Origin of the sequence: Paenibacillus cineris, from assembly GCF_018333335.1 — a bacterium.
Lineage (GTDB): Bacteria > Bacillota > Bacilli > Paenibacillales > Paenibacillaceae > Paenibacillus_AQ > Paenibacillus_AQ favisporus.
The window spans coordinates 2,807,033-2,831,633 of sequence record NZ_BORU01000001.1; the positions used below are offsets into that span (position 1 = coordinate 2,807,033).

Here is a 24,601-nt window from a genome sequence, read left to right on the forward strand (position 1 = left end):
CTCCCTGCGGGGAGTGTTTTTTTTGCCTACTCTTTGTACTGGTTTATGCTGTCTTGCAGCAGCTGGAGCACCAAATCCCTCAGCCGGGGCGGCGATACAACCTGCACATCCGGGCCAAATCGGAGCAGCCTCCGGGCTGTAAACGGGAACTCCTCAAGCGGAACCGGGCCGCTCCACTGTCCGTCCGCAGCTGTATGCAAAATCGGGTCGTCTTTGGCAAGCCGCATACCAAAAGGGGTAAACCGCAGCACTACCTCAGCTTTGTCCCGATCATCGGTTGACTGCATCCACTCCGCCAGGGACGGCACTTCCGGATCGATCGCACCGGTTTTTTCCACATGTTGGATCCGGTCCACGCGAAAAAGGAGCGTCTTCTCCGGGTTTCGCGCAGGCATATACCAATAGCCATTCTCAAAATAAATGCCAAAGGGGTACACGTTGTGCTCCTTATCGCCTTTGGCAGACTTATACGCGATCCGGATTTCCTGTTTGGCGATCGAAGCTTCTAAAATTTCCGTCGTCCAAGGTGCAGGCTCATGCAGCTGCATCATTCGGAAAGAAATATGGCTGCGCATCTGATCGATGTTTGTCTGTACGTCGGAAGGCAGGGACCCGTAATATTGCACGGCCAAGTGGGAGCGGATCGCGTCAAAAGGGAAGTCGGGCACCTTCTCCAGCATTTCGAGCATCAGAAACAAACCGAGCGCCTCGGTTCGGGTCAGCTGCAGCGGCGGCAGAATTCGGTTCTCCAGCGCGCGGTATCCGCCGTGAGCCCCTTGTTCGCTGTACAGCGGAAAACCGATTTGCTGCAGGTAATCCAGGTCGCGCTGGATGGTCCGGACCGAGACGTTAAAACGCTCGGCCAATTCGCGAGCCGTAAACTTCTTCCGTGAGTCAATAATCCGCATCATCGCTAATCTCCGCTCATTCATGATATCCTCCTAATTACGTCAATATATGTCGTAGTTACATTGTAACATATGAATAGAAGGGAGCGATAAAAACATGGAAAGCTCGAAAGTAGTGCTGTATCTCGCGGTTAGTCTGGACGGATATATTGCGCGATCGGACGGATCGGTGGACTGGCTGTTTGACGTTGAAGGCGATGGCGGAGACAACGGATATGCGAAGTTTTACGGGCGCATCGGCGCACTGATGATGGGAAGGCGTACTTACGACGAAGTGCTTAAGCTGTCGGAACAATTTCCGTACAAGGGGAAACCTTGCTATGTGGTGACCCGCTCGGAGCAGCCTTCTTCCCCCGATGTGATGTTTACGGCCGAGGATTTGGCTTCTCTGGTCCCGAAGGTCAAAGCAGAGGCAAAAGGGGACGTATGGCTGGTTGGAGGCGGGCAGTTGACCAAGGCTTTCCTGGAAAAAGGACTGCTGGATCGAATTGAGATGACGGTCATTCCTAAAATTCTCGGCGAGGGCATCCCGCTGTTTCCGGAAGGAACGGATTTCACCCGGCTGAAGCTGGTCACAGCCGAACCGATGGGGCAGATGGTATCTCTGGCGTACGAAGTGTTGAAAAGATGATAGCTGACATAAACTAACCAGCTGCCGGCTCGGTTGGATGTGTCTGCCTATCGGGCAAGCTGCAGTATAGGAGAAGCTGTGGTAATGAATTGAGTTAAAGGACTAACTCCTCTAGATGACCGCTACAGAAAAAAACGCCCCCAGACCAAACGATTAGCCGGGGGCGTAACACTACACAATACACGAAGACGCTTGGTTATACGCCAGCGATCTTGAATTACGATTTGAATTCGGCATTCACCGGATCCGTTATTAGCTTCTTTGCGGAAGACGCAGCAAACCAAGTTTTCTTCCATTGGCCTTTCGCCGCCAAGACTACCAGTACACTGGCTATGGCCACACCGCTCAGAATCAGAAACCCGGGCGTGTACGACCCGGTAGACTCGTACAATCCGCCGAGCACAAGCGGCAGCAGATAACCGCCGAACCCGCCGGCAGCGCCGACGATGCCTGTAACGATGCCGATCTCATTACGAAAACGCTGGGGCACAAGCTGGAAGACCGAGCCGTTGCCGGCACCCAGGCACATCATACCGGCAAAAAGAAGGATGGAGATCACGTACAGCGGCGGCAGCGAGGAGACGCAGGCGAGCATGATGGCTGCCCCGGTATACAGGATGAGCAGCATGCGGACGCCCCCGATCCGATCGGACAAATATCCGCCCACCGGACGGAAGAGGCTGCCGGCAATGACGCATACGGTCGTGAAATCAGCGGCATGCACAGCCGAAAGATGATATTGCGTATGAAAAAAGATCGTCAGGTAATTGGTCAGACCGACAAAGCCGCCGAACGTAACACAGTACAGCCAGCAAAATAGCCAGGTATCCTTTTGCTTTAACACTGAGCCGTACTCGGACAATTTTTTGGGGGCAGGCTGGTTCGGGCTGTCTTTGGCAAAGATGCTGAAGAATATAAACACGATGACGATCGGGATCAAGGCGATGCCGAATACGGCTTCCCATCCGCCAAAATGCTGTGCCAGCCGGTTCGCGAACAGCGTGCTCAGCACTGTGCCGCTGTTCCCGGCTCCGGCGATGCCCATCGCCAGGCCTTGATACTGCGGCGGGTACCAGCGGCTGGCGAGCGGAAGCGCAGCCGAGAACGAAGCCCCGGCAATGCCGAGCAGCAGGGCGATGACGTGCAGCTCGCCGAGCGAGTCCACGAACCGCCAGCCCCAGATCAGCGGCACCATCGTCAGCAGCATTCCGAGCTGTCCTGTGCGCTTCGGCCCGATATAATCGGTCAGGAAACCGAGGACCAGCCTTAATACCGAACCACCCAGCACTGGCAGCGCGACCAGGTTCGCTTTTTGGGACGCGGTCATCGGATAGTCCTCCATCATAATGACGCTCAGCGGTCCGAGGAGCACCCAAATCATAAAGCTGATGTCAAAATAGAAAAATGCGCTGAATAAAGACGGTTTATGCCCACTTTTCCAAAACGTCGTGCCTTCTTTCATCTCCATCTCCTCCATATCTTTTATCGCATATAAAACAAAAAGCCGCAGATTGCCCATAAGCGGACAACCAGCGGCCTCATTGCCATGGGAAGTATTCTTCCCAGATGAAAGATCACGTCTTTGTGATTTCGAAATGAATTATAGTGCAATGTAAAATGCGTGTCAATAAACTATACATAAATATTGTTATTGGACATGATTCATTGTGTTATTGGTGAATATTAGAATGTTGTGTAATATATGTTGACATTAACTTGGTTTTCGATTATGCTCAGTTCAAATCCATTATCCGGTACAACGGTGTACCTGTTGACTAACTGGCAATGACGCCCGTTCTCTTGATCTCCAAGGGACGGGTTTTTTCATTTTTAGGCCTGGCCTACACAGTTTTTTAGCGGAGGTGACTGCAATGGGGAAGCCCAGGCTTGTCGTGGTCGGCAACGGGATGGCAGGAATGAGATGCGTGGAGCATATATGCGATTTTGCGCCCGACCGGTATGAGATCACCGTGTTCGGAAATGAGCCCCATCCCAATTACAACCGGATCATGCTGTCGAAAGTGCTCCAAGGCGGAACAAATGTAGATGATATAACGATTCATGATTGGGATTGGTATACAGAACGGGGGATATCCCTGTATACCGGAGAAACTGTACTTCGCGCCGATCCCGACCTGCAGCTGATTTACACGGAATCCGGGCGTGTGGAGCCTTATGACCGGCTGATTATTGCGACCGGCTCCTCGGCCTTTATGCCCAAAATTCCAGGCATTCATAAGCCGGGAGTGACGGCTTTCCGGAATATCGCGGATTGTGAGCGGATGATGGAAGCTTCCCGAACGTATAAGCATGCAGCCGTAATCGGCGGAGGACTGCTCGGATTGGAAGCGGCAAGGGGACTGCTAAACCTCGGCATGGAGGTCGATGTCATTCATAACGCTTCGTATCTGATGAACCGGCAGCTGGATGCCTCCGCAGCGGAGATGCTGAAGCGGGAGCTGACCCAGCAGGGGATGCGCTTTTTGGTTGAAAAACGTACAGAGCGTATTCTCGGCAGAAAGCGTGCGGAAGGCCTTCAGTTCTCTGACGGCAGCCGGCTTGGGGCTGACTTGATCGTTCTGGCAGTGGGCATCCGTCCGAACATTTCCGTAGCGGAAGCCAGCGGCATTCGCACAAACCGGGCGATTGTCGTGGATGATTATATGCAGACGAGTGCCGACCATATATATGCTGTCGGGGAATGCGCGGAGCACCGCGGCATTGTCTACGGCCTGGTAGCCCCGTTATATGAGCAGGCCCGCGTACTCGCCATGCATTTATGCGGACGGCACACGGAGCCCTATCCAGGCTCAGTACCTTATGCACAGCTTAAGGTGTCAGGCGTGGAGGTATTTTCCGCCGGGCTGATCCAGGGTGGAGATTGCGAAACGGCGCTGCAGCACTACGACGGCGTGAAAGGGACCTATAAGAAGGTGACGATGAAAAACGGCAGGATTGCCGGAGCTGTGCTCTTTGGCGACACCTCGGAAGGGACGGAGCTGTTGGGCTATTTAAAGCGGCGGGCGCCGGTGTCCGCCTTGAAGGCGCTGCCTGCCGGGGGGAATTCTTCATTGGCCAAAACGGCCGAAGCTATGGGGGATCAAGATACGGTTTGCAATTGCAACAGTGTCACAAAAGCTGCCATTATGGAAGCCGCCGGTCTGGATGGGGCACAAACCGTGGACCAGATCCGGGAGCGGACCAAGGCGTCCGGTTCCTGCGGAGGCTGCAAGCCGATGGTGGCCGCGATCCTGGAGCTGGCGAAGTCCTCGGGAGGGAAGAAGCCGGCTCCGGCCGCTGCTCCGGTGCCGATCTGCGGCTGCACGGACATGGACCGTGCAGCGGTCCGGGCCGCGCTGTACCCGGGCAGCGATGCAAGCGTCCAAGCAGCCATGCTGCGTCTGGGCTGGAAGCGCCCGGAAGGCTGCCCGGTATGCCGATCGGCCGCCGCTTATTATCTCGGCATCCATCGATCGGCCGGCGACGGAGGGCCTATGATCCGGGTGTCGGCAAGCCTGGTCGTCTCACCAGGAATTCCGCATACGGAGGCCGGGCGGATCGCACTCGAACTGGAGCGAAGAAGCATGGGGTGGTTCATGCCGGCACGGATACGCATCGCGGTGTCTGCGGGTCCGCGCGACCCGGCGGGTGTCCTTGTACATGATCTCGGTATCGGTGCATCCCCGGCCGGATGGGAATTGTACGCCGGCGGACATATGGAGCATCCGGTCAAGCCGGGTCAACTGATTGGTGTCCTGCCCGATGCCGGGGACATCATCGACATGGCTCTCGGCTGCCTTGCGCTGTATCGGGATTCCGCCTATTATCGGGAGCCTGTGTGGGAGTGGTTGGAACGGTACGGGCTTCAGCGTTTACGGGAAAAGCTGCTCGATCCCGATGAGCGCGAATCGCTGCTCGAAACGATGGACATGGCTCGATCGGTGGGGATCAATACACACCTTGATACTCAATCCGAAGAAAGGACGGTGGGCATATGACGCTGACGATGAATACGCAGTGCCCTTTTTGCAGCGTGCAGTGCAAAATGACCGTAGAGATTACACCCGGGGAGGCCAGGCAGCGATCGGGATTTCAGGCGACGGGAGTCCCCAATGCCGCATCCGAGGGGCGGCTGTGCGTGAAAGGGATGAACGCACACCAGCATGCTTCAAGCCGGGATCGCCTCCTGTATCCGCTGGTGCGGAAAAACGGAGAATTGGTCCGCGCCTCTTGGGAAGAGGCATTGGACATCGTCGCAGCGCGGTTCTCGGCCATTCAGGAGGCGTACGGCCGCGATGCTGTCGGTGTATATGGCGGCGGTTCATTGACGAACGAAACGGCGTATGCACTCGGCAAATTTGCGAGAGTGGCCCTCCGAAGCCGGTATATCGACTATAATGGAAGATTTTGCATGTCGGCTGCGGCATCGGCCGGGGTGAAGACGTTCGGGATCGACCGGGGGCTGACCAATCAGCTGTCGGAAATCCCGCTGGCCGAATGCATTATTCTCGCCGGCACGAACATCGCGGAGTGCCAGCCGACCCTCATGCCTTATTTTATCCGGGCAAAAGAGAATGGGGCATTCATCATCGTCATTGATCCCCGGGCAACCGCGACAGCGGAGCTGGCGGATCTTCATCTCCAGGTGAAGCCGGGAACCGACAGCGCTTTGGTGAGCGGTATGCTGAAGGTTATCTTGGACGAAAATTTGATCGACTCGGCATTTATTCAGAGCCGCACAAAGGATTTTGACCAGCTCAAGGCTGATTTGCTCCGAATCGATTTGGAAGGGATTGCCGAGTTAACAGGTGTAAGCGTTGAGCAGATAAGAACCGCTGCTGTGACTTACGCCAAAGCGGGCACCGGCATGGTGTTTACTGCGCGCGGCGTGGAGCAGCATGCCGATGGCCATATGGCGGTCCGGAATTTTCTGAATATGGTTCTGGCCACCGGTAAAATCGGCAGGGAAGGCTGCGGCTACGGTGCCGTTACGGGCCAGGGGAATGGACAGGGTGGCAGAGAGCATGGACAGAAGGCGGATCAGCTGCCCGGCTACCGTTCGATCGAAAATGAAAACGACCGCGCATTCGTGGCAAAGGTTTGGGGAATTCCGCCCGAAGAGCTCCCTGGAAAAGGGGTATCCGCCTATGAAATGATGGAGCTCGTATACCAGGAACAGATCAAAGCGTTATTCGTCATGGGCTCGAATCCGGTTGTTTCCAATCCCCATGCTTCGCTGGTGGAGGAGGGCATCCGGAAGCTCGATTTTCTGGTCGTCGCCGATATGTTTCTGTCCGAAACGGCAAAATACGCGGACGTTGTCCTGCCGGTCACTTCCTATATGGAAAACGAAGGGACACTGACGAATCTGGAAGGCCGCGTGCTGCTGAGGGAAGCAGCCAGACCGGCGCCGGGCGAGACGCGCCATGATTGGCAGATCTTGTGCTCGGTTGCGGAAAAGCTCGGCAGAGGGGCTTATTTTCCGTTTAAGGATGCAGAAGAAATTTTTAATGAGCTGAGGAAAGCCAGTCAGGGCGGGATTGCCGACTACTTCGGGATCACTTACGAACGCCTGCGGCGGGAAGAAGGCATTTACTGGCCGTGCCCGTCAACCGACCACCCGGGGACAGGGCGGCTGTTCGAACACTCCTTCGCTCACGCAGACGGACTTGCCCGGTTTCAAACAGTACCTGTTGCTTCACAGGGCGAGGAAACGAACGGCGAATATCCGCTCATCATGACCAACGGCAGGGTGCTTCCACATTATTTGACGGGCGTTCAAACCCGGCGCAGCCCGGTGCTCGCCGCAAAGTTCGTGGAGAGCTTCATGGAGATTCACCCGCTGACCGCGCGTAAGCACCGGATTGAAGACGGAGCGCTCGTACGCGTCAGTTCCAAACGGGGGACGGTTACCGTACGCAGCCGGTATTCTGACAAAATTCGTAAGGATACCGTATTTATTCCGATGCATTGGGGAGACGCCCAGAACGTGAATTTGGCCACCAATCCGGAGCTTGATCCATACTGCAAAATGCCTGATTTTAAAGTCAGCGCCGTCCGGGTTCGGCCTCTTGCCGAAGAATGGTCAGAAGATGAAGGGGAGATTATTTAGAAAAAATATACGCATATCTGAGTTCAACATTAGGTTTATCAACAAATTGGTCTGCTCCAAATCGCTGTGGATTGGCCCTTATTCCCGCCAATGACTCATGCTACAATAGCCGTGTCATGGAATTTACGATGCATGAAAGGGGAGAGGGCACATGAATATTTTGATCGCAGGCGCTTCCGGAGCGGTTGGCCGTTTGCTGGTGCCGCGGCTGGTCCAGGCCGGCCATACAGTGACAGGTACGACTCATCGGCCGGAAAACATACAAGTCATTGAATCATTGGGAGCTAAAGCCCTTGTCGCGGATGCATTTGACCGGGATGCTACTTTTGCAGCAGTCCGCGAAGCAAGGCCGGAAGTTGTCATCCACCAGCTGACATCCCTCGGCAGCCGGGTTTTCGCGGAAAACTCCCGCATTCGGGTGGAAGGAACCCGTCATTTGGTCGATGCCGCCCGTGAAGCCGGCGTGAAACGAATCATTGTCCAGAGCATTGCGTGGGCTTATCAGCCGGGGAATGGTCCGGCGACAGAAAATGTACCTCTGGATGTCGAATCTGCGGATCCTTCCCGTAAACGCAGCGTGGATGCCGTTGCTGCACTTGAGGAGACCGCAGCGGAAATTCCAGAGCATGTCATTCTTCGCTACGGGTTGTTTTATGGTCCCGGAACATGGTATACAAGCGGTGGGTATATGGCCGAAGAGGTGCGTGAGGGACGAATGTCTGCCAATGAAGGAGTTTCCTCATTCGTACATGTGGAGGACGCCGCCCATGCCGCATGCCAAGCGCTGGATTGGCCGTCCGGTGCTTATAATATTGTAGATGACGAGCCGGCTCGGGGCACCGATTGGCTCCCGATTTTTGCAGAGTCGGTCGGTGTTTCCCTGCGGCACACAGCTGCAGGTGAGGGGCAGCCTTGGGAACGTGGTGCGGCAAATGCCAAAGCCCGCGGACTGGGATGGAAACCGCTGTACCCCTCGTGGCGTACCGGTTTCGGAGGGAATCATTAAAGCTGACGAAATAAACGAATGCACCGCTTGAGAGACATCGGACAGCCCTGGGCTGTTCTAATGCTCTACAAGGGGTGCTTTTTTTTGTTGGGGAAACCAGCGGTATTTGTGCTTGACTCTCACCTATACGTGAGAGTTTAGTATGGGTATGGGAGGTGCTTAAGTTGATGTATAAAATTGGACAGTTGGCCAAGGAGGCCGGTATCTCCATCCGCACGCTGCGCTATTACGATGAAATGGGTATCCTGACCCCCTCTTTCATATCAGATGCCGGATATCGGTACTACAACGAAGACGACATCATGAAGCTGCATCACATTACGACTTTGAAGCAGCTTGGGTTTACACTGGGACAAATCCGAAACGTCTTAGAGACGGAAGCCGGGGAGTCTCACGCTGAAAAATGGACACACGCAATTCGGGTGCAGCTTGATTTGCTCCAGGATGAAAAGCATCGCCTCGAGCTGCTCGAGCGCCGGCTGCTGACGACGCTGCGCACGATCGAGCTGCGTGGTGACGTACCCGTGGAAGAACTGGTCCTGTTCATCCAGATGCTCCATTCAAGAGAAGCCGACTCGGCGGCAAAATCCGTCCAGCGGAACAACAGGGTTCGGCAGTTTGCTCCCGATGAGCTCCCGATTATCGAGAAGCTGCCGAAGATGGATGAGGATGATCCGCGGTCGGATGAATGGATCGGCCTGCTGCGGGACATTCATCGCCACCTCGAGGAGCCGCCGGATTCACCGGCATCCAGACAGTTGGCACAGCGGCTGCTGACCATTGGCGAAGGGTGGTTTGATGGCAGGGAAGACGTGCTGGAGAAGTATTGGAAGTGGATTCGTCCCGAAGCCGGTGAAAGCGAAAAGGTCCTCGGACTGGATGAAGATACGGTAAACTACATCGACCGCATCGTCGACGAGTATTTGCGGCACGAGCAAGAACAGCAAACGGATAAGACGAAAGGAAGGGATCGAAATGAATGAGCAAGCAAAAACCGCGACGCCAGCGAAACCCGTGAAACCGCGCAAACCGTTAAGCAAAAACCAGGCGTGGGCTTATGTGGCGATCGGAGGAATCCTCGAAATCGTCTGGGCTTCAGGCTTCAAATATGTGGAGATTCCCTCCATTATCGTGCTGATTGCCCTGCTGACAAGCTTTGAGCTGGTCATCCGTGCAGCGAAGGTTCTGCCGGTCGGGACAACCTACGCCGTTTTTGCCGGAATCGGCACGATCGGAACCGTCGTTGTGGAAGCTGTTTATTCCGGTGGTATTGGCCTACTGAAAGTCGGCATTATTTTGCTCTTATTGCTGTTTATCATCGGTTTAAAACTTACCAGCGGGGAGGAACACAGCTAATGGCTTGGGTGCTGCTTATTGCTGCCGGATTGCTTGAAATCGTCGGCGTGATCGGAATCAAAAGGGTATCGGAACAAAATAACTGGACCAATAACCTCATTCTTATCGGCGGTTTCATCGCGAGCTTTTCATTGCTGGTCAGAGCGATCGAGTCGATCCCTCTGGCGACGGCTTATGCAATCTGGACGGGGATCGGTTCGGTTGGAGCGGCCGTTGTGGGCATGATGTTTTTCAAGGAATCGAAAACGCCGGTTCGCCTGTTTTGCATCATGGGCGTCATCGGCTGTGTCATCGGGCTTCGGCTTGTTGAGTAAACCGCACCCTATCTGAATAAGGCAACGATGCAAAACCCCGCTATACGGGGTTTTTTGTGCTGAAATCCGATGTACCGTAAGGGTTGTGCCAAACCGATGGACAAGAAAAAACGGTTTAATGCCGGAATTGATCATCGAATGTTCAGGTTTTACATACATATTTCATGAACATGGAACGTTTTTAACAAAACCGGTTTAATGTAGGACTTGTACTTGAGACAAATTCCAAGCCAAGACATGAAGGAGAGGATCAGGCGAACGTGGTTACGATTGCTGATGTAGCAAAAGCTGCGGGGGTTTCGAAAGGTACAGTATCCAGCGTGTTCAGCAAGAAACGTCCCATCAGCAAAGAGGTCACGCAGCGTGTGCTTAAGGCGGCGGAGGAATTGAACTACAGGCCGAATTACTGGGCAAGGAGCCTCGTAAACCGGAAAACCAACATTATCGGGCTGAACATGCGCAGCGAGAAAATGCCGCTGGACGCGTTTCAGCACGACCTGCTCGACGGCATGATGGAGGTTTGTTATGAACATGGCTACCGGATATTGATCAACATTTTGCAGCCTTCTCTGCTGAAGCAGGTGGAGCTAATCGCTTCAGATCCGGTGGACGGAGAAATTTTGCTCGACCCGATTCATGACGATCCCCGAATTGAAGACCGGCTGAAGCGACACGTCCCCGTCGTTGTGGTGGGACGCCCGTCGGGTGAACGGGCCGGACAGGTATGCTCCGTCGATAACGACAATATCGCGGCGGCCGCCAAAGCGGTCAGGCTTCTTCTATCGCAAGGGCACCGGCGGATTTTGTTTCTCAACTCGGCGAAGGACCGGACCGTGGCTGAGGATCGGGAGTTGGGTTATTATTTGGCCCACCGCGAATCCGGTGTAGATCCGCTGGCAGGACTGATCCTGAACAAGCCGGATGACGATGGAACCTCGATCTGCTTCGGATACGAGACGACCCTGCAGATGCTTCGCGAACACGCTGGCATTTCCGCCGTCCTGGCGGACAACGAATCGATGGCTATGGGCATTTATCAAGCGGCGGAAGAGCTTGGACTTGTCATTCCCGGAGATCTTTCGGTTATCGCTTTCAGCGGCGGCGAGCATTTACCGCCCGCAATGCATCCGCCGTTAACCGGGATGAGGCTGGATGCAAGAACAATCGGCATGGAAGCCGCCCGCCTGCTGATCGAGCAGGTGACTGCCGGCGCAGCCGGGGTTAAGCGGATACTCCTTCCGTCCGAACTGGTGGAGCGCGGTTCCTGCGCATACACCCATTAAACCGTTAACACATTGCTATTTATAAGAAAAACGTCTATCGACGTACTTTCAAAGAAGACAGACCGCGTCCAGTGGAAGTTTTTCTTGCGATTATAGAATCGTTCAGCTCCGCTGAAAATTTATCATTCTATAATCTAAAAAAAATCATAGTTGGAGGTGTTTTGAATGAAAAGAAAGTCAGGCATTTTGATGGCAACCCTGCTGGCAGGTTCACTCCTGGTCTCGGCATGCAGCAGCAGTGGAAGCGAGACGGGTAAGGCGGCGGAAGGGGGAGTGGATTCCAGCAAGCAGCCGGAAATGAAGCTTCGCATTCTCTCCGCTAATGTCGGCGGGAAAACCCCGGATGAGATGAAACAGTTCGAGGCTGAGATTAAGCGGTTAACCGGCATTGACGTGACGATCGAAAAGCCGGCGAGCGACTACGATCAGAAAGTGCTGACCGTGCTGGGTTCGGGTGAGAAATACGATCTGATCGAGCTCAGCGACCTGGGCAAGCTGGATCAATTTGTCGGGCAGGGTGCGGTGACAGATCTAAGCGATTTTGTTAAGGGGTCGAGCACCCTCTCTGATCCGAAGGTGATTCCCGCCGCTGAATGGGATCAGCTGAAAGACAAGGATGGCAAAATCCATGCCGTCTTCACGAAATTCCAGGGCGGCACGATGCCGATCGTCCGTAAGGACTGGCTGGATAAGCTGCATCTGCAGGAGCCGAAAACACTGGACGATTATTATCAGGTGCTGAAAGCTTTTAAAGAGCAGGATCCGGATGGCAACGGCAAAAACGACACCTACGGCTTGAGCACGTCCGGCTTATATGACATTCAGGGGTTCATGAGTGCGGCCGGTTTGAAGTACCGCTACGTGATGAAGGACGGCAAGCGGACGATCCCGTATGCTTCCGACGAAGCGATTCCGATGTATGAATGGTTTGCCAAGCTGGTCAAGGAAGGCATCATGGATCCAAACTTCGTAACGAACGATACAGGCAAAATGCGCAACCTGTTCCTCACCGACCGGGTCGGCATGGTGACGTACTGGGATGCCTGGGTCGGCATGTTCAACAACCTGCGTAAAGAGCAGGATCCGAATACAACGTTCCAGGCGGAAGCGATCGCCAGCGCCGCCGGTCCGGACGGCAAGATCTTGATGCGCCGGGGCGACCCTGACTTCTGGATCGTGCCGCAAAATGCGCCGCATGTGGAAGCGGCCGAAAAATTCCTGGAGTTCTGGAACTCCAAGGACGGCATTACCCTCGGCAGCCTTGGTATTAAAGACGTCGATTATACCGAGAGCGGCGGCCAATATACGCTGACGGCAGAGGGCAAGGAGCACAACATGGACCATGGCGTACCGTTCTGGTACAACGAAAACGTCAAGTCCCCGTTTGACAAACTGCCGGGCGTCGAGGCCGCTCAAGAACTGGTCAAACAGCATGCGACGCTGGAACTAGCCCTTCCGGGCTGGCCGGACGCGGAAAAAATCGTGCAAAATTACGCGCTGAAAGCCATGTCCGGGGAAATGCCCGCCGCCGATGCCGTCAAGAAAATGCGGGAGGAACTGAAGAGCGCGAATTTGATCGACGAATAGCTCCCGCGGTTTGATTTTACCCGATAGGATGTGAAGTTAGACAAGATGAGAGCGATTCGTAAATACGGCGTACTCTATGCCATGATGCTTCCTGTCGTCATTTACTTTATCATTTACGGTTATTATCCGCTCGCGCGGGGTCTGCAGATCAGTTTTCAGGACTACAAGCTGATGGGGGAGCGCCCCTATATCGGATTTGCGAATTATGCGGCCGTGTGGCATGATCCGTTTTTCTGGAAAGCGCTGGGCAATACGGTGGTGATCGGGGGAGGCATTCTGGTCTTCGGATTTGTGGCCCCCCTGGTCATCGCTTTATCCCTGAATGAAGTCATGACGGCATGGTTTAAAAAAACGGCGCAGATGCTGCTCTACATCCCGCATTTGCTGTCCTGGGTCGTGATCGGGGGAATGTGGATCTTCCTCCTTTCACCCGACACAGGAATCGTCAATTTGGTGCTGCACAAGGTGGCCGGCATCGAACCTATCCATTTTCTGGCCGAGTCCACCTGGGCGAGATGGGTTATGATCCTGGTCTCCACATGGAAGGACATGGGCTACAGCTGTATCCTGTTTCTTGCCGCGATCGTTTCGATCAATCCGTCCTTGTACGAAGCAGCCCGCATGGACGGGGCCACCAGATGGCAGCTTGTGCGGTTCGTGACACTTCCCCAACTGAAAGGAACGATGAAAGTCATTATCCTCCTGAATACGCTCGGGGTGCTGAGGATCTTCGACCAGGTCTTTGTCCTCCGCAATCCGTCGACCTCTTCCCAGGTCGATGTGCTGATGATGTACACGTTTCAGAAGGGCATTATGGAAATGCAGGTCGGTGTGGGTGCGGCCGCGAGCTTTTTCGTTCTGGTCTTTACGCTGATCTTGACGCTTGCCGTGCGGACACTAACCCGATTTGACGAGGTGGAATAGATGATGAGACACGCGAATTACGGTTTGAACGCCAAGCGGATGACGGTGTTCGATTGGCTCAACGCCTTGTTCATTATCTGCCTGATGCTGACGATGATCATTCCCTTCCTGAACGTCGTATCGCTCTCGCTGTCCTCCGGGGTTGCGTCTATGCGGCCGGATATTATCCTGTTTCCCAAAGAATTCAGCCTGGAGGGATATCGCACGATCTGGAACAGTCTGGATTTGTGGCGGCCTTTCCTGAACAGCACGATCGTGACGGTCTTCGGAACGCTGCTGCATGTGCTGCTGTCGTCGCTGGCGGGCTATGTACTGATCCATCCCCGGGTACCGGGAAAACGGCTGATGATCACCTTCATCCTGATTACGATGATGATTCCACAGGAGGCGGTGCTGATCCCGCTTTACGTGGTCAACAAGGACTTCCACCTGATCAACACGCTGACGGTGCTGGTGCTTTCTGGACTCGTCTCGGGGTTTTCGATCCTGCTGATGCGGAACTTCTTCATGAGCATCCCCTACGAAATTTCGGAATCCGCCAAAATTGACGGTGCGGGCGACTTCTGGATCTTCGCGGCCATTTATATGAGGCTGGCGACCGCCGGATTGGCTACGGTGACGCTGTTTGAGTTCGTGGGACGCTGGAACATGTTCACGGCGCCGCTGATCTTTATTAATGACAGCTCGAAATATACGCTGCAGGTAGCTCTGAAAGCCATGATTATCGATTCCAGCACGTCTTCCAGCAACTACCTCATCACCACGAATGTGAAAATGGCCGGAATCATGATCGCCATTCTGCCGCTGATCGTCATCTATCCATTTGTGCAGCGGTTCTTTATGAAAGGGATCATGCTGGGCGCCACGAAAGAATAAATGGGATGAAAGAAGGGGAACACGCCATGCAGGCACATATGAATGAGACGGAACCTTTGCCGGTCGTAACGATCGGGCGGCAAGTGAACATATCTCCCGAAGAGGAGAAAACGTACCTGGAAGTGCACTTTCACGTTCCAGCTGATGCCGAACGGATCCAAGTCGCTTACCGATACGACCGCGCTGACGGGGAGACGGTGATCGACCTTGGCCTGCGTTCCCCGGAGCGGATCGTCGGCTGGAGCGGCGGTGCCAGAACCGAAATGTTCGTCGGATTGGAAACCGCGACCCCCGGATATGCCTCGGGCGATATCGCCGAAGGAGAGTGGGCCGTGCTGCTGGGCGCCTACAAAGTACCGGATGAAGGAACGGAGGTTGCGGTCTCCATCGAGATCCAGCTCAAGCATAAACGGTGGATTCCAGGCGATTTGCATGCCCACACCTATTACAGCGACGGCAAACACAGCGTCGGCGAGGTTTCCCGCTTATGTCTGGATAAAGGGCTTGCCTTTCTGGCCATGACCGACCATAATACGTTCTCCCAAAACCGAAACACCTTGGCAAAGACGGAAGAACTGCTGCTTATCCCAGGCGTCGAGATGACCAATTATAAGGGGCATGCGAATTTGCTCGGACAGCTGGATGCGCTGGAGGACTTCAGGGTGTATACGGTGGAACAAGCTTCGGAACAGCTGGCCAAAGGAAGGGAAAAGGGAGCGCTTGCGGTGTTGAATCATCCTTTTTGCCCGGACTGCCCGTGGGAATTCGGCTTTGACGTTCCGTTCGATGCGATCGAGGTTTGGAACGGCCCGTGGCGGGAGCTGAACGAAACGGCGGTACGCTGGTGGCAGGAACGGCTGGCCGAAGGCCGGCGGATCGTGGCTGTGGGAGGGAGCGATTTCCATGGACCCCATCCGTGGGTTCAGCATGGACGGCCGACCGCGCACGTGCGGTCCGAGTCACTAACCGCAGCCGGAATTCTGGAAGGGATTCGCCGGGGAAATGTGGTGCTGACGCTTGATCCGGACTCCACGTTTATCGATTTTCAGATCAATGGCACTTGCGCCGGGGATCAGGTACAGCGAAACTCTGAGCGTGGAACCGTTCTTCTTGAAGCCGTGATCCGCCGGGCCCAAGGAGATCAAATCAGCCTGTGGTCCGACCGGGGATTGGAGCGGCAGTGGACGGCAGCGGATAAGGAGTTAACCTTGACCTGCGAGCTGCCCCAGGACCGGCTCTTTTACCGGATGGAGGCCAGACGCGATATGGGGGAATTGGGGGCACAGGTGATGACCTGCCTGACCAATCCCGTCTATTTAAGATAATTTGATCATAGAACATTTCAAGTGGTATATTGCTTTTCACAAGAATGTCTAGCGTTTATAATCGATCATAGAAGTGAGTACAGTCTATTGACCGTATTCACTTTTTTCTTTGTAAAGCGTTAAAATGATGATTAACAGCATGTAGCGGCATCATCACGAACAAGGGGGTAATCCAATGAATGTTATCATTAGACAAGAAAAACTTGAAGACATTAACGAAGTCTACGATGTCGTTCAAAAAGCATTTGAAGATGCTTACTATTCAGACCACGATGAGCATCATTTGGTAAAAAGGCTTAGAAATTCGGCGAGCTATGTTCCGGAATTGTCCCTTGTAGCCGAATGCAGGAACAGAATCGTGGGTCATATTCTTTTTACGGAAATAAAAGTGGGGAATCATACGCTGATTGCCCTTGCACCTGTTGCTGTATTACCAGAAATGCAAAGCAAGGGCATTGGGAAGTTGCTGATTATGGAAGGCCACAAAATCGCTGCACAGCGTGGTTATAAGGGTTCTGTCGTTATGGGTCATGACAAATATTATCCGAAATTTGGCTATAAGAAAGCCAGTTCATATGGCATTAAAGCGCCATTCGACGTTTCTGACGATCATTTCATGGCTGTTGAGCTTATTGAGGGTGGTCTTACCGATGTCCATGGCGTTGTAGAATATGCAAAGGAATTTTTCGAAAATTAGAAATATGATGTAAGATATTTTGGCAGGAACTTTAGCCAATCTGCGTTGGTCTTAGAGTATAAAAATAAAACCGTTAAGCCGATCATCTGCGATGGCTTAGCGGTTTTATAGCGTTAATTTGTTGGCGCACCCTAGTACAAGACTCTCCACAGGTAAAAGGTGGCGTATGACTCCCAGCCCGACCAGCCTGCGGACAACTGCCGGATTTCCGCCTTGGACGGCTTGCTGTCCCTTCCCAAAATATGCTTCATGGCGTTGTGCAGCCCGACATCGTCGATCGGAAACGCCGACGGAAAGCGCAGGCATCGCATGGATACGTAGTTTGCCGTCCAAGGCCCGATCCCCCGGATGCTCGTCAGCATCTTTTCTGCCGCCTGATGGCTTCCGGTTTGCAGCAGCCCCAGCTTGCTGAGCTCACCGGAGGCGATTCGCTTAGCGGTATCGATGAGGTATTCGCATTTTTTGACGGTCATCCGCAGCACGGCAAGATCTTCAACCGAACATGCCGCGATTTTATCCGGTGTCGGATACATCCAGTACGTTTCTCCCTCGCAATCCACACTTCTTCCGAAGTTCTCCACCAGGCGTCTTTTGAGCGTATAGGCATAGGTCAGGTTGATTTGCTGCCCAAGGATTCCCCAGGTGACGGCCTCGAACAAGTCGGGAATGCCGACGGTCCGCAAGCCTCGGAAGGACTGCACGGGACCTTTCAAAAGGGGATCGGATTCGGCCAAACGATAGAAGGGGACGATATCCCGCTCCAAATCGAACCACTCCCGCACATAACGGGCTACCTCGGCGCGTACCCATTTGCGGGAAGGGGCCGTATCGCCAAGAAAACGGACCACCAGCTCCCGGCAGTCTCCGGCACGGATTTCGATCACCGGTGTCTCGTCTGCGACGGACAGCGCTTTGTAAATCCGGTTGTTGTCGATCCGGTGCAGACATTCATTGGAGGAGCGCAGCAAATATTTTACGTTTTCCTCGAAATTGAATTCGGCAGGGATGAAGAGCTTGATCTCGTGCTTATGGTCCTCCCAGGAGCCGCGGGGAAGGGTGGAGCAGCAATTTCTGCATGGCCGGTACCCCGCAAGCTCGGCTTCTTCCCGGGTATGGAAGCGAATTGTATTTTCAGGTTTAGGACGACCGCTGCACCACGGGGTGCAATAAATGTTCATTGTGGTGACGCCCGTAAAATAAGGCGCATCCCAGACCGAATGCATCGTCTCTTGTCGGCAGGTTGTAGACATAAGAGGTCCTCCTTTTGCATCTTGCTTACCTTACCAGTGTATACCGAAACCTGGACGCTTTCATTTCGTTATCTTGCTTTTACATTCCCAAGTTCATCCCAAGCGATCCAAAGAAGGGTATACTGGGGATGGAGGTGAGGCAGATGAAGGATCACAGGAATGACCGGGATATAGACCACGAGATGAAGCGCCGGATGAAAGAGGATATTCCGGAGGAAAAGTGGCGGGCGATTGTCTCCAACGATGCGGATTATGATTTCCGTTTCTTTTACGGGGTCAGCACGACAGGGATTTTTTGCCGGCCTTCCTGCAAATCCAGACCGCCTAACAAGGAGAACGTACGGATCTTTCAACATGCGGAGGAGGCGCTGGCGGCCCGCTTCCGGCCGTGCAAACGGTGCAAGCCGACCGGCGAGAAGCTGCCCGATCAGGAATGGGTGAACCAAATCACCGATTATATCGACCGTCATTTTCGGGATAAGCTGTCTTTGGAACATTTGGCTGATGTCTGTCACGGAAGTCCTTTTCATCTGCAGCGGACCTTTAAGCGGGTGCAGGGTATCAGTCCGGTTGAATATATCCAGCGCAAAAGGATGCAGGAAGCGAAACACCTGCTGGCCCATACGGACCAATCCATCACGGAGATTGCCGCGGAGGTCGGGAATGCGAATGTCCCGTATTTTATTACGCTGTTCAAAAAAATGACGGGTCAAACGCCGCTGGAATTCCGGCAAATATGGCAGCACGGCGCTGCCCAGGAGGTGCAAACATATGAATATGAACATGATCACAGCAAGCAAAACTGACCTGGTAACCCTGTACTGGGACAGGCTCGACGGAGACGGCTGGAGCCTTTATGCAGCCGCTACGGCCCAAGGGCTTGGTTATGTCGGTTCCCACGACGGTTCGTTTGATGAACTTGAGGCCTGGGCGGCACAGCGTTATCCGAACCATCAATGGGTTCGGGATGAAGTGACAATGCTTCCTTACATTACGGAGATCGCTGAATATCTTCAGGGAACAAGAGAAGCATTTACGATTCCAATGGACGACCGGGGAACCCCGTTCCAGCGGGAGGTATGGCGTGCACTCTGCTCCATTCCTTATGGGCAGACCACAACCTATTCCGAGATCGCTCACCAGATCGGACGCCCGGCTGCGGTGCGGGCCGTTGGCGCGGCGATTGGAGCCAATCCGGTGCTGATCATGGTGCCCTGCCACCGTGTCATCGGAAAGAGTGGGGCGCTTACGGGATACCGTGGCGGCCTAGAAATGAAAGAGCGGCTGCTTGCGCTCGAAGCTCGCCAATCCATCCCGGCTAGGGGACCGCGCCATGCCAACTAGTATCCGGGAACGGATTCAGATGGTGGACTGGGGCGCGCTCTGGAAGACGTTAGACGATCAAGGATATGCCAAGCTGCCTGCCATTCTAACTCCGGAAGAATGCGAAGAGCTGATTGGAACCTACGCAAGCGAAGAACGGTTCCGCAGCACGATTTCGATGGCCCGGTATCGCTTCGGCAGCGGAGAATATAAATACTATGATCGCCCGCTGCCTGCGGCGGTCCAGCAGCTCAGGGAAAATCTGTACCCGGAGCTATCCCGGACCGCCAACCGTTGGCATGAGCAGCTCGGCATGGATGCGGGCTATCCGGCGTCCCTTGACGAATTTTTGGAAGAATGCCACCGGCAAGGCCAGCTGCGGCCTACGCCGCTGATCCTGAAGTACGAAGCCGGGGGCTACAACTGCCTGCATCAGGATTTGTACGGCGAAGCGTATTTTCCTTTTCAGGTCGTGTTCGCCCTGAATCAAAGGCAGCAGGATTACACCGGCGGCGAGTTTCTGCTGGTAGAGCAGCGTCCGCGGGCGCAGAGCCGGGGGCATGTGATCACGCTTGAGCAGGGTGAAGGGCTGATTTTTCCGACGAACTACCGGCCCGTTCAAGGGACTAAAGGCTATTACCGAACCACGCTCCGTCATGGGGTAAGCACAGTACAGATAGGTATTCGGTATACGCTCGGTGTTATTTTTCATGATGCCACCTGAGCGTATCCCCTCCTTTTTTTGAAATGTCGCGAGCCTGTATTGACAAGGCTAATCGGAAGTTACAGTATTAGGGGAGATGCAATCGCTTTCAGGGTGAGGTGGGTTTAAGGGCGGCAGGGCATCGTCCACAAACGTGTCTTATCGGCAGACCCTATGCTAACACCGCATTAGGAACGCGATTGAACTGCCCGATTTCTTATGGAGTAAGAGATTTAGTGGACTTGTACCAAGGTTTCACAATACGGGCAGCAACTACAGGAAAGTGTGGGGATTGGATGCCAAATTTATCGCTGACGACGTGGAGTCTGCACCGCAATCTGGGACCGCTGCGCTGGACGCAGTGGGATGACGAGCGGAAGGAACACGTCACCCGGGTAGAGGAGCAGCCGGAGAAGCTCTCGCTGCTTGAACTGCCGGCTGTGCTGAGAGACAAAGGCTTCACCACGATGGAAATTTGCCACTTTCATTTCAAGGACACGAGCAGCAGCTATCTTCAAGAGCTTCGCGAGGCGATTCAGCAGGCGGGGATGCGTTTTTATACGCTGCTTGCCGATTACAGCGATATTACGAATCCGGATGAAACGCGCCGTGAGGCAGATATGGAATGGCTGCAGCGCTGGATCGATATTGCGTCCGCTGCGGGTGCAGAACGGATCCGGATTATCGGCGGCGATGCCGATCCCGGCGATGCCGAAGCACTCAAACTCGCCGCCAGCCAGCTCCAGCGGCTGATCGATTACGCGTCGGATAAAGGGGTCCGCATCATCACCGAGAATTTTCATGCAATGACCTCCACGGCGGACAACTGCCTGGCTCTGCTGGATGACTGCGGCAACCAGCTTGGATTAACAACGGATTTCGGCAATTTTAAGGGGCCGACCAAGCTGCAGGAATTGTCCAGAACGATTGCCAGAAGCGAATCCATCCACGCCAAAGCGCAGCAGGACGAACAGGGTAACCTCGACGATGCGGAATTTATTTCGTGCATGGAGCTGGTGAAGGAGCATCGGTATGAAGGACCGATTACGATCGTCTATGATGGTCCCGGTGACATGTGGGACGGCATTGATCGGGTAAGGAAGTTAGTCACTCCGTACTTAGGCTGACAGTGACGTCTCCTATGGCTGGAGGATGAACATGAACGTAATATGAAAGTTTAAAAGGCGATTTGCTTTGGGGGAATTTCCCTGCGGCAGATCGCTTTTTTTATGGAGGATTGTTAGATATAACGTAACATTGTTATGTTCTATTTAACAAGCCATTACGGGCTAATAGTTTTTTTGAGCACGGTTTGTCGTTTTGTCGATAAAAAGCGCCCTCGTTGCGCAATGTGTCGAACGGTAGGAGGAGGGGGATTCGCCAATAAACTATCATTTTTATAAAAAAACCGTCTGTTTAGCCCCATCATAACATCTTTTCGAAACAATGTTACGTTTGATAAGCGGACAAATCCAGATGATTCAGCCAGCTTGGCGATGTCATGCCCGCACATATGATGAAAATGAAGGGCGGAAGAGCTTCTTTGGTCAGAATGATGAAAATGGCTCCATTCGGAAACGATTCGAGCATGCTGTTAAAGTGGGAGACTTCACTTCAGCATATAAAAAAGCTGCGCATTTCAGAAGAAGGGAACGATTCCCTTTCTGTAATGCGCAGCATTTATTGAATATGGCGTTATCTGGCCAACCATCCTCCGTCGACGCAGAGGACGTGGCCGTTGACATAATCGGATGCTTGGGAAGCGAGGAAAACAACCGGACCCTTCAAATCTTCCGGCGTGCCCCAGCGTCCTGCCGGAATCCGGTCCGTAATCGATTGCAGACGCTGTTCGTCTGAGCGGATCGGCGCCGTATTGTTCGTCTCCATGTACCCGGGGGCAATGGCATTGATCTGGACGCCTTTGCCAGCCCACTCGTTGGCAAGCGCTTTGGTGATCCCGGCAACCGCATGCTTCGCCGCCGTATATCCCGGCACATTAATGCCTCCTTGAAAAGTAAGCATGGACGCAATATTGATGATTTTGCCGCTGCCGCGCTCGAGCATGTGGCGTCCGGCGAGCTGGCTTAGGAAGAACACGGTGTTCAGATTCAAATTGATCACGTCGTTCCAATCCTGGCGCGCATGATCCGCAGCCGGCGTACGGCGGATGATACCGGCATTGTTCACCAAAATATCGATGCCGCCATAGAAGGAAAGCGCCTGCGCAAACACTTGATCCAAGGCGCCCGTGTCGCTTAAGTCGGCGGAAATTTGCTCCGCCTTCCCGCCAAGCTTGCGGATCTCCTCGACCGTCCGGTCACTGTTCGTCGAGGAGATGCATACGACCGAGGCTCCGGCTTCCGCCAGGCCAACGGCCATGCCTTGTCCCAGGCCGCCGGAGGTGCCGGTGACCAGGGCGATTTTACCCGTCAAATCAAACATCGTATATCAGTCCTTTGCATGGGATAGGTTGGATGCTTCACTGCGCATTCGCCACTTCGAGACGGGCGCCCATTTGGCGAACGGCTTCAGCGAATTCAGGGCTGCACCCTGAGTCGGTAAGGATCGCTTCGACTTCGTTCAGCTTCGCAAACGTCAGCAGGGCGCTTTGTCCGAATTTGTGATGGTCCACCACAGCGTAACAGGTACGCGCGGTCTCGAGGAGCGCCCGTTTGATGTCCAGAAGCTCTCCGGTGTAGATCGTCAGCCCGTCTTCGGGATGCAGGCCCGTTGCCGACAAAAACGCCTTGTGAATATTCAGCCGCCGAACATAGGTGACCGCTTCCGGCCCCGCCAGCATGTTCCGCACGCGGTAACCTCCGGGAACGACAAGTCGGATGGCGTCCTTGCGGGCAAGCTCCGAAATGATGTGGACATCGTTGGTGACGACGGTCAGGGGCTGGTTGTCCAGCGCCTTGGCGATTTCAAGCGTTGTGCTGCCGCCGTCCAGGGCGATGACGTCATTCGGTTCGATGCGCGATAAGGCAAGGCGGGCGATATCCGCCTTCTCCGCAGCGTGGCGCGCCAGCGGTTCCTTGGTGGACAAAATGCCGAGCTGGTCGCTTTGCGCCAGAATCGCTCCGCCATGCACCCGCTGAAGCAAACCTTTGTCCTCCAGCTTGGCCAGATCCTCGCGGATCGTCTTGCCGGTGACGTTCAGCCGTTCGCTCAGTTCGGCAACCGTCACCTCCTGTTTGGCCAGGAGCAGTTCCATAATGTTTTCGTAGCGGCGTAAAGGGTTCATTGGTTATTCATCCATTCGTTCGAGTTTTATCTTATTTTAATTCATCCATGCCGACAGGGTCCATATCCTCAAAGATTTGGTTCTCGCCGGCCATGCCCCAAATGAAGGTATAGCTGTTTGTTCCAACGCCGCTGTGGATGGACCAGCTTGGGGAAATAACGCCCTGTTCGTTGCGCACGACGAGGTGGCGGGTTTCCTGCGGCTCACCCATAAAGTGGAAGACGTTTCCGTCTTCCGGCATGTCGAAGTAGAAGTAAACCTCGGAACGGCGGTTATGCGTATGGCACGGCATCGTGTTCCACATGCTGCCCGGCTTCAAGAGCGTCATGCCCATGACGAGCTGGCAGCTTTGGATTCCGCCGGTATGGATATAACGGTAGATGGTGCGCTCATTGGAATTGCTCAAGCTACCCAGGTTGTTCGGTGAAGCTTCGCTGATGGCCGCCTTAACCGTCGGATAAGCTTTGTGGGCAGGCGTGGAGTTCAGGTAGTATTTAGCCGGATTGGCTTTGTCGCTGCTGCTGAACACCACTTCCTTGGCACCGAGTCCCACGTAGAGGCAGTCCTTCGAATCGATGGAATAGTCCGTGCCGTCGACGCTGATTGTACCCGGTCCTCCGACATTGATGATACCGATCTCGCGGCGCTCCAGGAACGTATCGGCACCCATCGTTTTCGGGTCGGCTTCGAGCTTGACGCTCTGATTTACCGGAACCGCGCCGCCGACGATGAAACGATCGACATGCGTGTAATAGAGCGTGAGCTGATCCGCTACAAACATCGACTCAATCAAAAATTCCTGGCGCAGGCGAGCCGTATCAAACGCTTTCACTTCTTGAGGATGGGATGCGTATCTAATTTCCATGTTCGTACCTCCATAGGTTCATAATGGTTTATATTAGTTCCATAATGTTCATTATAGTTCATCCACTTAGGATTTCAAGCATAATTTAAAGCGGATACATTTCCACAATTGACCAGCAATTCAGCGATCTGTTATGTTGAACTTGGAATGCAGATCTCTTAAATCGAGCGTTATATAAGTTGAACTAAAGAATACAG

At 54.0% G+C, this 24,601-nt stretch carries 23 protein-coding genes; 17 read left to right on the top strand and 6 right to left on the bottom strand.

What is annotated here, in order from left to right; all coding sequences use genetic code 11:
• Positions 1 to 26: 26 nt before the first annotated feature.
• On the bottom strand, positions 27 to 932 hold the full coding sequence (locus KI379_RS13085) for a helix-turn-helix transcriptional regulator (protein WP_212983815.1): 906 nt from the start codon (positions 930 to 932) through the stop codon (positions 27 to 29).
• A gap of 73 nt (positions 933 to 1,005) precedes the next feature.
• On the opposite strand from KI379_RS13085, the gene KI379_RS13090 reads away from it, so the two are divergent.
• On the top strand, positions 1,006 to 1,539 hold the full coding sequence (locus KI379_RS13090) for a dihydrofolate reductase family protein (protein ID WP_212983816.1): 534 nt from the start codon (positions 1,006 to 1,008) through the stop codon (positions 1,537 to 1,539).
• A gap of 217 nt (positions 1,540 to 1,756) precedes the next feature.
• On the opposite strand, the gene KI379_RS13095 is transcribed toward KI379_RS13090, so the two are convergent.
• A complete protein-coding gene (locus KI379_RS13095) occupies positions 1,757 to 3,001 on the bottom strand; it encodes a nitrate/nitrite transporter (RefSeq protein ID WP_212983817.1) in 1,245 nt (414 codons plus the stop codon).
• A gap of 409 nt (positions 3,002 to 3,410) precedes the next feature.
• Here KI379_RS13095 and nirB point away from each other — a divergent pair, with 409 nt between their 5' ends.
• The 12 genes from nirB (at position 3,411) to KI379_RS13155 (ending at position 17,019) form a co-directional block, all read left to right on the top strand.
• Positions 3,411 to 5,537, top strand: coding sequence for a nitrite reductase large subunit NirB (gene nirB / locus KI379_RS13100; protein WP_212983818.1), 2,127 nt, complete (start codon positions 3,411 to 3,413; stop codon positions 5,535 to 5,537).
• Positions 5,534 to 7,651, top strand: coding sequence for an assimilatory nitrate reductase catalytic subunit NasC (gene nasC / locus KI379_RS13105; RefSeq protein ID WP_244879278.1), 2,118 nt, complete (start codon positions 5,534 to 5,536; stop codon positions 7,649 to 7,651). The genes nirB and nasC overlap by 4 nt, the downstream gene beginning before the upstream one ends.
• Before the next feature lie 151 nt (positions 7,652 to 7,802).
• Positions 7,803 to 8,657 carry an NAD-dependent epimerase/dehydratase family protein gene (locus tag KI379_RS13110; protein ID WP_089547362.1) on the top strand — a complete coding sequence of 285 codons (855 nt, stop codon included), beginning with the start codon at positions 7,803 to 7,805 and terminating at the stop codon, positions 8,655 to 8,657.
• 167 nt (positions 8,658 to 8,824) lie between these two features.
• Entirely contained in the window at positions 8,825 to 9,640 is an 816-nt protein-coding gene (locus tag KI379_RS13115) for a MerR family transcriptional regulator (RefSeq protein ID WP_244879371.1), read from the top strand.
• The gene (locus KI379_RS13120; protein ID WP_212983820.1) at positions 9,633 to 10,013 is read left to right on the top strand and encodes a DMT family transporter; all 381 of its coding nucleotides are present in this window, start codon (positions 9,633 to 9,635) and stop codon (positions 10,011 to 10,013) included. Before KI379_RS13115 ends, KI379_RS13120 begins: the two co-directional genes overlap by 8 nt.
• Positions 10,013 to 10,327 carry a DMT family transporter gene (locus KI379_RS13125; RefSeq protein WP_212983821.1) on the top strand — a complete coding sequence of 105 codons (315 nt, stop codon included), beginning with the start codon at positions 10,013 to 10,015 and terminating at the stop codon, positions 10,325 to 10,327. Before KI379_RS13120 ends, KI379_RS13125 begins: the two co-directional genes overlap by 1 nt.
• A 260-nt stretch (positions 10,328 to 10,587) precedes the next feature.
• Complete coding sequence (locus KI379_RS13130) at positions 10,588 to 11,610, top strand: LacI family DNA-binding transcriptional regulator (protein WP_212983822.1); 1,023 nt, start codon at positions 10,588 to 10,590, stop codon at positions 11,608 to 11,610.
• Between the two features lie 165 nt (positions 11,611 to 11,775).
• A complete protein-coding gene (locus KI379_RS13135; RefSeq protein WP_212983823.1) occupies positions 11,776 to 13,197 on the top strand; it encodes an extracellular solute-binding protein in 1,422 nt (473 codons plus the stop codon).
• Positions 13,198 to 13,242: 45 nt separating this feature from the next.
• Positions 13,243 to 14,121, top strand: a complete 879-nt coding sequence (locus KI379_RS13140; protein WP_089547368.1) for an ABC transporter permease subunit — start codon at positions 13,243 to 13,245, stop codon at positions 14,119 to 14,121.
• Complete coding sequence (locus KI379_RS13145; protein ID WP_244879279.1) at positions 14,122 to 14,997, top strand: carbohydrate ABC transporter permease; 876 nt, start codon at positions 14,122 to 14,124, stop codon at positions 14,995 to 14,997.
• 26 nt (positions 14,998 to 15,023) lie between these two features.
• On the top strand, positions 15,024 to 16,322 hold the full coding sequence (locus KI379_RS13150) for a CehA/McbA family metallohydrolase (protein WP_212983824.1): 1,299 nt from the start codon (positions 15,024 to 15,026) through the stop codon (positions 16,320 to 16,322).
• A 175-nt stretch (positions 16,323 to 16,497) separates the two neighbouring features.
• The gene (locus tag KI379_RS13155; protein WP_212983825.1) at positions 16,498 to 17,019 is read left to right on the top strand and encodes a GNAT family N-acetyltransferase; all 522 of its coding nucleotides are present in this window, start codon (positions 16,498 to 16,500) and stop codon (positions 17,017 to 17,019) included.
• 131 nt (positions 17,020 to 17,150) lie between these two features.
• Here KI379_RS13155 and KI379_RS13160 read toward each other — a convergent pair whose 3' ends face one another.
• Positions 17,151 to 18,269: an Ada metal-binding domain-containing protein gene (locus tag KI379_RS13160; protein ID WP_244879280.1), complete on the bottom strand. Its 1,119-nt coding sequence runs from the start codon at positions 18,267 to 18,269 to the stop codon at positions 17,151 to 17,153.
• Between the two features lie 194 nt (positions 18,270 to 18,463).
• Here KI379_RS13160 and KI379_RS13165 point away from each other — a divergent pair, with 194 nt between their 5' ends.
• The 4 genes from KI379_RS13165 to KI379_RS13180 all read left to right on the top strand — a co-directional run bounded on the left by KI379_RS13165 (position 18,464) and on the right by KI379_RS13180 (position 21,422).
• Positions 18,464 to 19,075: a bifunctional transcriptional activator/DNA repair enzyme AdaA gene (locus KI379_RS13165; protein ID WP_212984719.1), complete on the top strand. Its 612-nt coding sequence runs from the start codon at positions 18,464 to 18,466 to the stop codon at positions 19,073 to 19,075.
• Positions 19,041 to 19,613, top strand: coding sequence for a methylated-DNA--[protein]-cysteine S-methyltransferase (locus KI379_RS13170; RefSeq protein ID WP_280518755.1), 573 nt, complete (start codon positions 19,041 to 19,043; stop codon positions 19,611 to 19,613). Before KI379_RS13165 ends, KI379_RS13170 begins: the two co-directional genes overlap by 35 nt.
• Positions 19,603 to 20,316, top strand: a complete 714-nt coding sequence (locus KI379_RS13175; RefSeq protein WP_212983826.1) for a 2OG-Fe(II) oxygenase — start codon at positions 19,603 to 19,605, stop codon at positions 20,314 to 20,316. Before KI379_RS13170 ends, KI379_RS13175 begins: the two co-directional genes overlap by 11 nt.
• Positions 20,317 to 20,591: 275 nt before the next feature.
• Positions 20,592 to 21,422, top strand: a complete 831-nt coding sequence (locus KI379_RS13180) for a sugar phosphate isomerase/epimerase family protein (RefSeq protein WP_212983827.1) — start codon at positions 20,592 to 20,594, stop codon at positions 21,420 to 21,422.
• A gap of 568 nt (positions 21,423 to 21,990) precedes the next feature.
• Here KI379_RS13180 and kduD read toward each other — a convergent pair.
• Genes kduD through kduI form a run of 3 tightly spaced genes read right to left on the bottom strand, consistent with a single transcriptional unit; the run spans position 21,991 to position 24,404 of the window.
• Positions 21,991 to 22,737 (bottom strand): 2-dehydro-3-deoxy-D-gluconate 5-dehydrogenase KduD, encoded by a 747-nt coding sequence (gene kduD / locus KI379_RS13185; RefSeq protein WP_212983828.1) that lies wholly within the window; start codon positions 22,735 to 22,737, stop codon positions 21,991 to 21,993.
• A 37-nt stretch (positions 22,738 to 22,774) separates the two neighbouring features.
• Positions 22,775 to 23,539: a DeoR/GlpR family DNA-binding transcription regulator gene (locus KI379_RS13190; protein ID WP_212983829.1), complete on the bottom strand. Its 765-nt coding sequence runs from the start codon at positions 23,537 to 23,539 to the stop codon at positions 22,775 to 22,777.
• Between the two features lie 31 nt (positions 23,540 to 23,570).
• On the bottom strand, positions 23,571 to 24,404 hold the full coding sequence (gene kduI, locus KI379_RS13195; RefSeq protein WP_076165337.1) for a 5-dehydro-4-deoxy-D-glucuronate isomerase: 834 nt from the start codon (positions 24,402 to 24,404) through the stop codon (positions 23,571 to 23,573).
• Positions 24,405 to 24,601: the final 197 nt, after the last annotated feature.

What these genes read in the sequence shown, in the direction of transcription:
- KI379_RS13165 (WP_212984719.1), top strand. Translation starts at nt 18,464, where the DNA reads ATGAAAGAGGATATTCCGGAGGAAAAGTGGCGGGCGATTGTCTCCAAC.
- KI379_RS13115 (WP_244879371.1), top strand. Translation starts at nt 8,825, where the DNA reads ATGTATAAAATTGGACAGTTGGCCAAGGAGGCCGGTATCTCCATCCGC.
- KI379_RS13145 (WP_244879279.1), top strand. Translation starts at nt 14,122, where the DNA reads ATGATGAGACACGCGAATTACGGTTTGAACGCCAAGCGGATGACGGTG.
- KI379_RS13140 (WP_089547368.1), top strand. Translation starts at nt 13,243, where the DNA reads ATGAGAGCGATTCGTAAATACGGCGTACTCTATGCCATGATGCTTCCT.
- KI379_RS13125 (WP_212983821.1), top strand. Translation starts at nt 10,013, where the DNA reads ATGGCTTGGGTGCTGCTTATTGCTGCCGGATTGCTTGAAATCGTCGGC.
- kduI (WP_076165337.1), bottom strand. Translation starts at nt 24,404, where the DNA reads ATGGAAATTAGATACGCATCCCATCCTCAAGAAGTGAAAGCGTTTGAT.
- KI379_RS13085 (WP_212983815.1), bottom strand. Translation starts at nt 932, where the DNA reads ATGAATGAGCGGAGATTAGCGATGATGCGGATTATTGACTCACGGAAG.
- KI379_RS13155 (WP_212983825.1), top strand. Translation starts at nt 16,498, where the DNA reads ATGAATGTTATCATTAGACAAGAAAAACTTGAAGACATTAACGAAGTC.
- KI379_RS13170 (WP_280518755.1), top strand. Translation starts at nt 19,041, where the DNA reads ATGAATATGAACATGATCACAGCAAGCAAAACTGACCTGGTAACCCTG.
- KI379_RS13150 (WP_212983824.1), top strand. Translation starts at nt 15,024, where the DNA reads ATGCAGGCACATATGAATGAGACGGAACCTTTGCCGGTCGTAACGATC.
- KI379_RS13160 (WP_244879280.1), bottom strand. Translation starts at nt 18,269, where the DNA reads ATGTCTACAACCTGCCGACAAGAGACGATGCATTCGGTCTGGGATGCG.
- KI379_RS13090 (WP_212983816.1), top strand. Translation starts at nt 1,006, where the DNA reads ATGGAAAGCTCGAAAGTAGTGCTGTATCTCGCGGTTAGTCTGGACGGA.
- nasC (WP_244879278.1), top strand. Translation starts at nt 5,534, where the DNA reads ATGACGCTGACGATGAATACGCAGTGCCCTTTTTGCAGCGTGCAGTGC.
- KI379_RS13095 (WP_212983817.1), bottom strand. Translation starts at nt 3,001, where the DNA reads ATGAAAGAAGGCACGACGTTTTGGAAAAGTGGGCATAAACCGTCTTTA.
- KI379_RS13135 (WP_212983823.1), top strand. Translation starts at nt 11,776, where the DNA reads ATGAAAAGAAAGTCAGGCATTTTGATGGCAACCCTGCTGGCAGGTTCA.
- KI379_RS13180 (WP_212983827.1), top strand. Translation starts at nt 20,592, where the DNA reads ATGCCAAATTTATCGCTGACGACGTGGAGTCTGCACCGCAATCTGGGA.
- nirB (WP_212983818.1), top strand. Translation starts at nt 3,411, where the DNA reads ATGGGGAAGCCCAGGCTTGTCGTGGTCGGCAACGGGATGGCAGGAATG.
- KI379_RS13120 (WP_212983820.1), top strand. Translation starts at nt 9,633, where the DNA reads ATGAATGAGCAAGCAAAAACCGCGACGCCAGCGAAACCCGTGAAACCG.
- KI379_RS13175 (WP_212983826.1), top strand. Translation starts at nt 19,603, where the DNA reads ATGCCAACTAGTATCCGGGAACGGATTCAGATGGTGGACTGGGGCGCG.
- kduD (WP_212983828.1), bottom strand. Translation starts at nt 22,737, where the DNA reads ATGTTTGATTTGACGGGTAAAATCGCCCTGGTCACCGGCACCTCCGGC.
- KI379_RS13110 (WP_089547362.1), top strand. Translation starts at nt 7,803, where the DNA reads ATGAATATTTTGATCGCAGGCGCTTCCGGAGCGGTTGGCCGTTTGCTG.
- KI379_RS13190 (WP_212983829.1), bottom strand. Translation starts at nt 23,539, where the DNA reads ATGAACCCTTTACGCCGCTACGAAAACATTATGGAACTGCTCCTGGCC.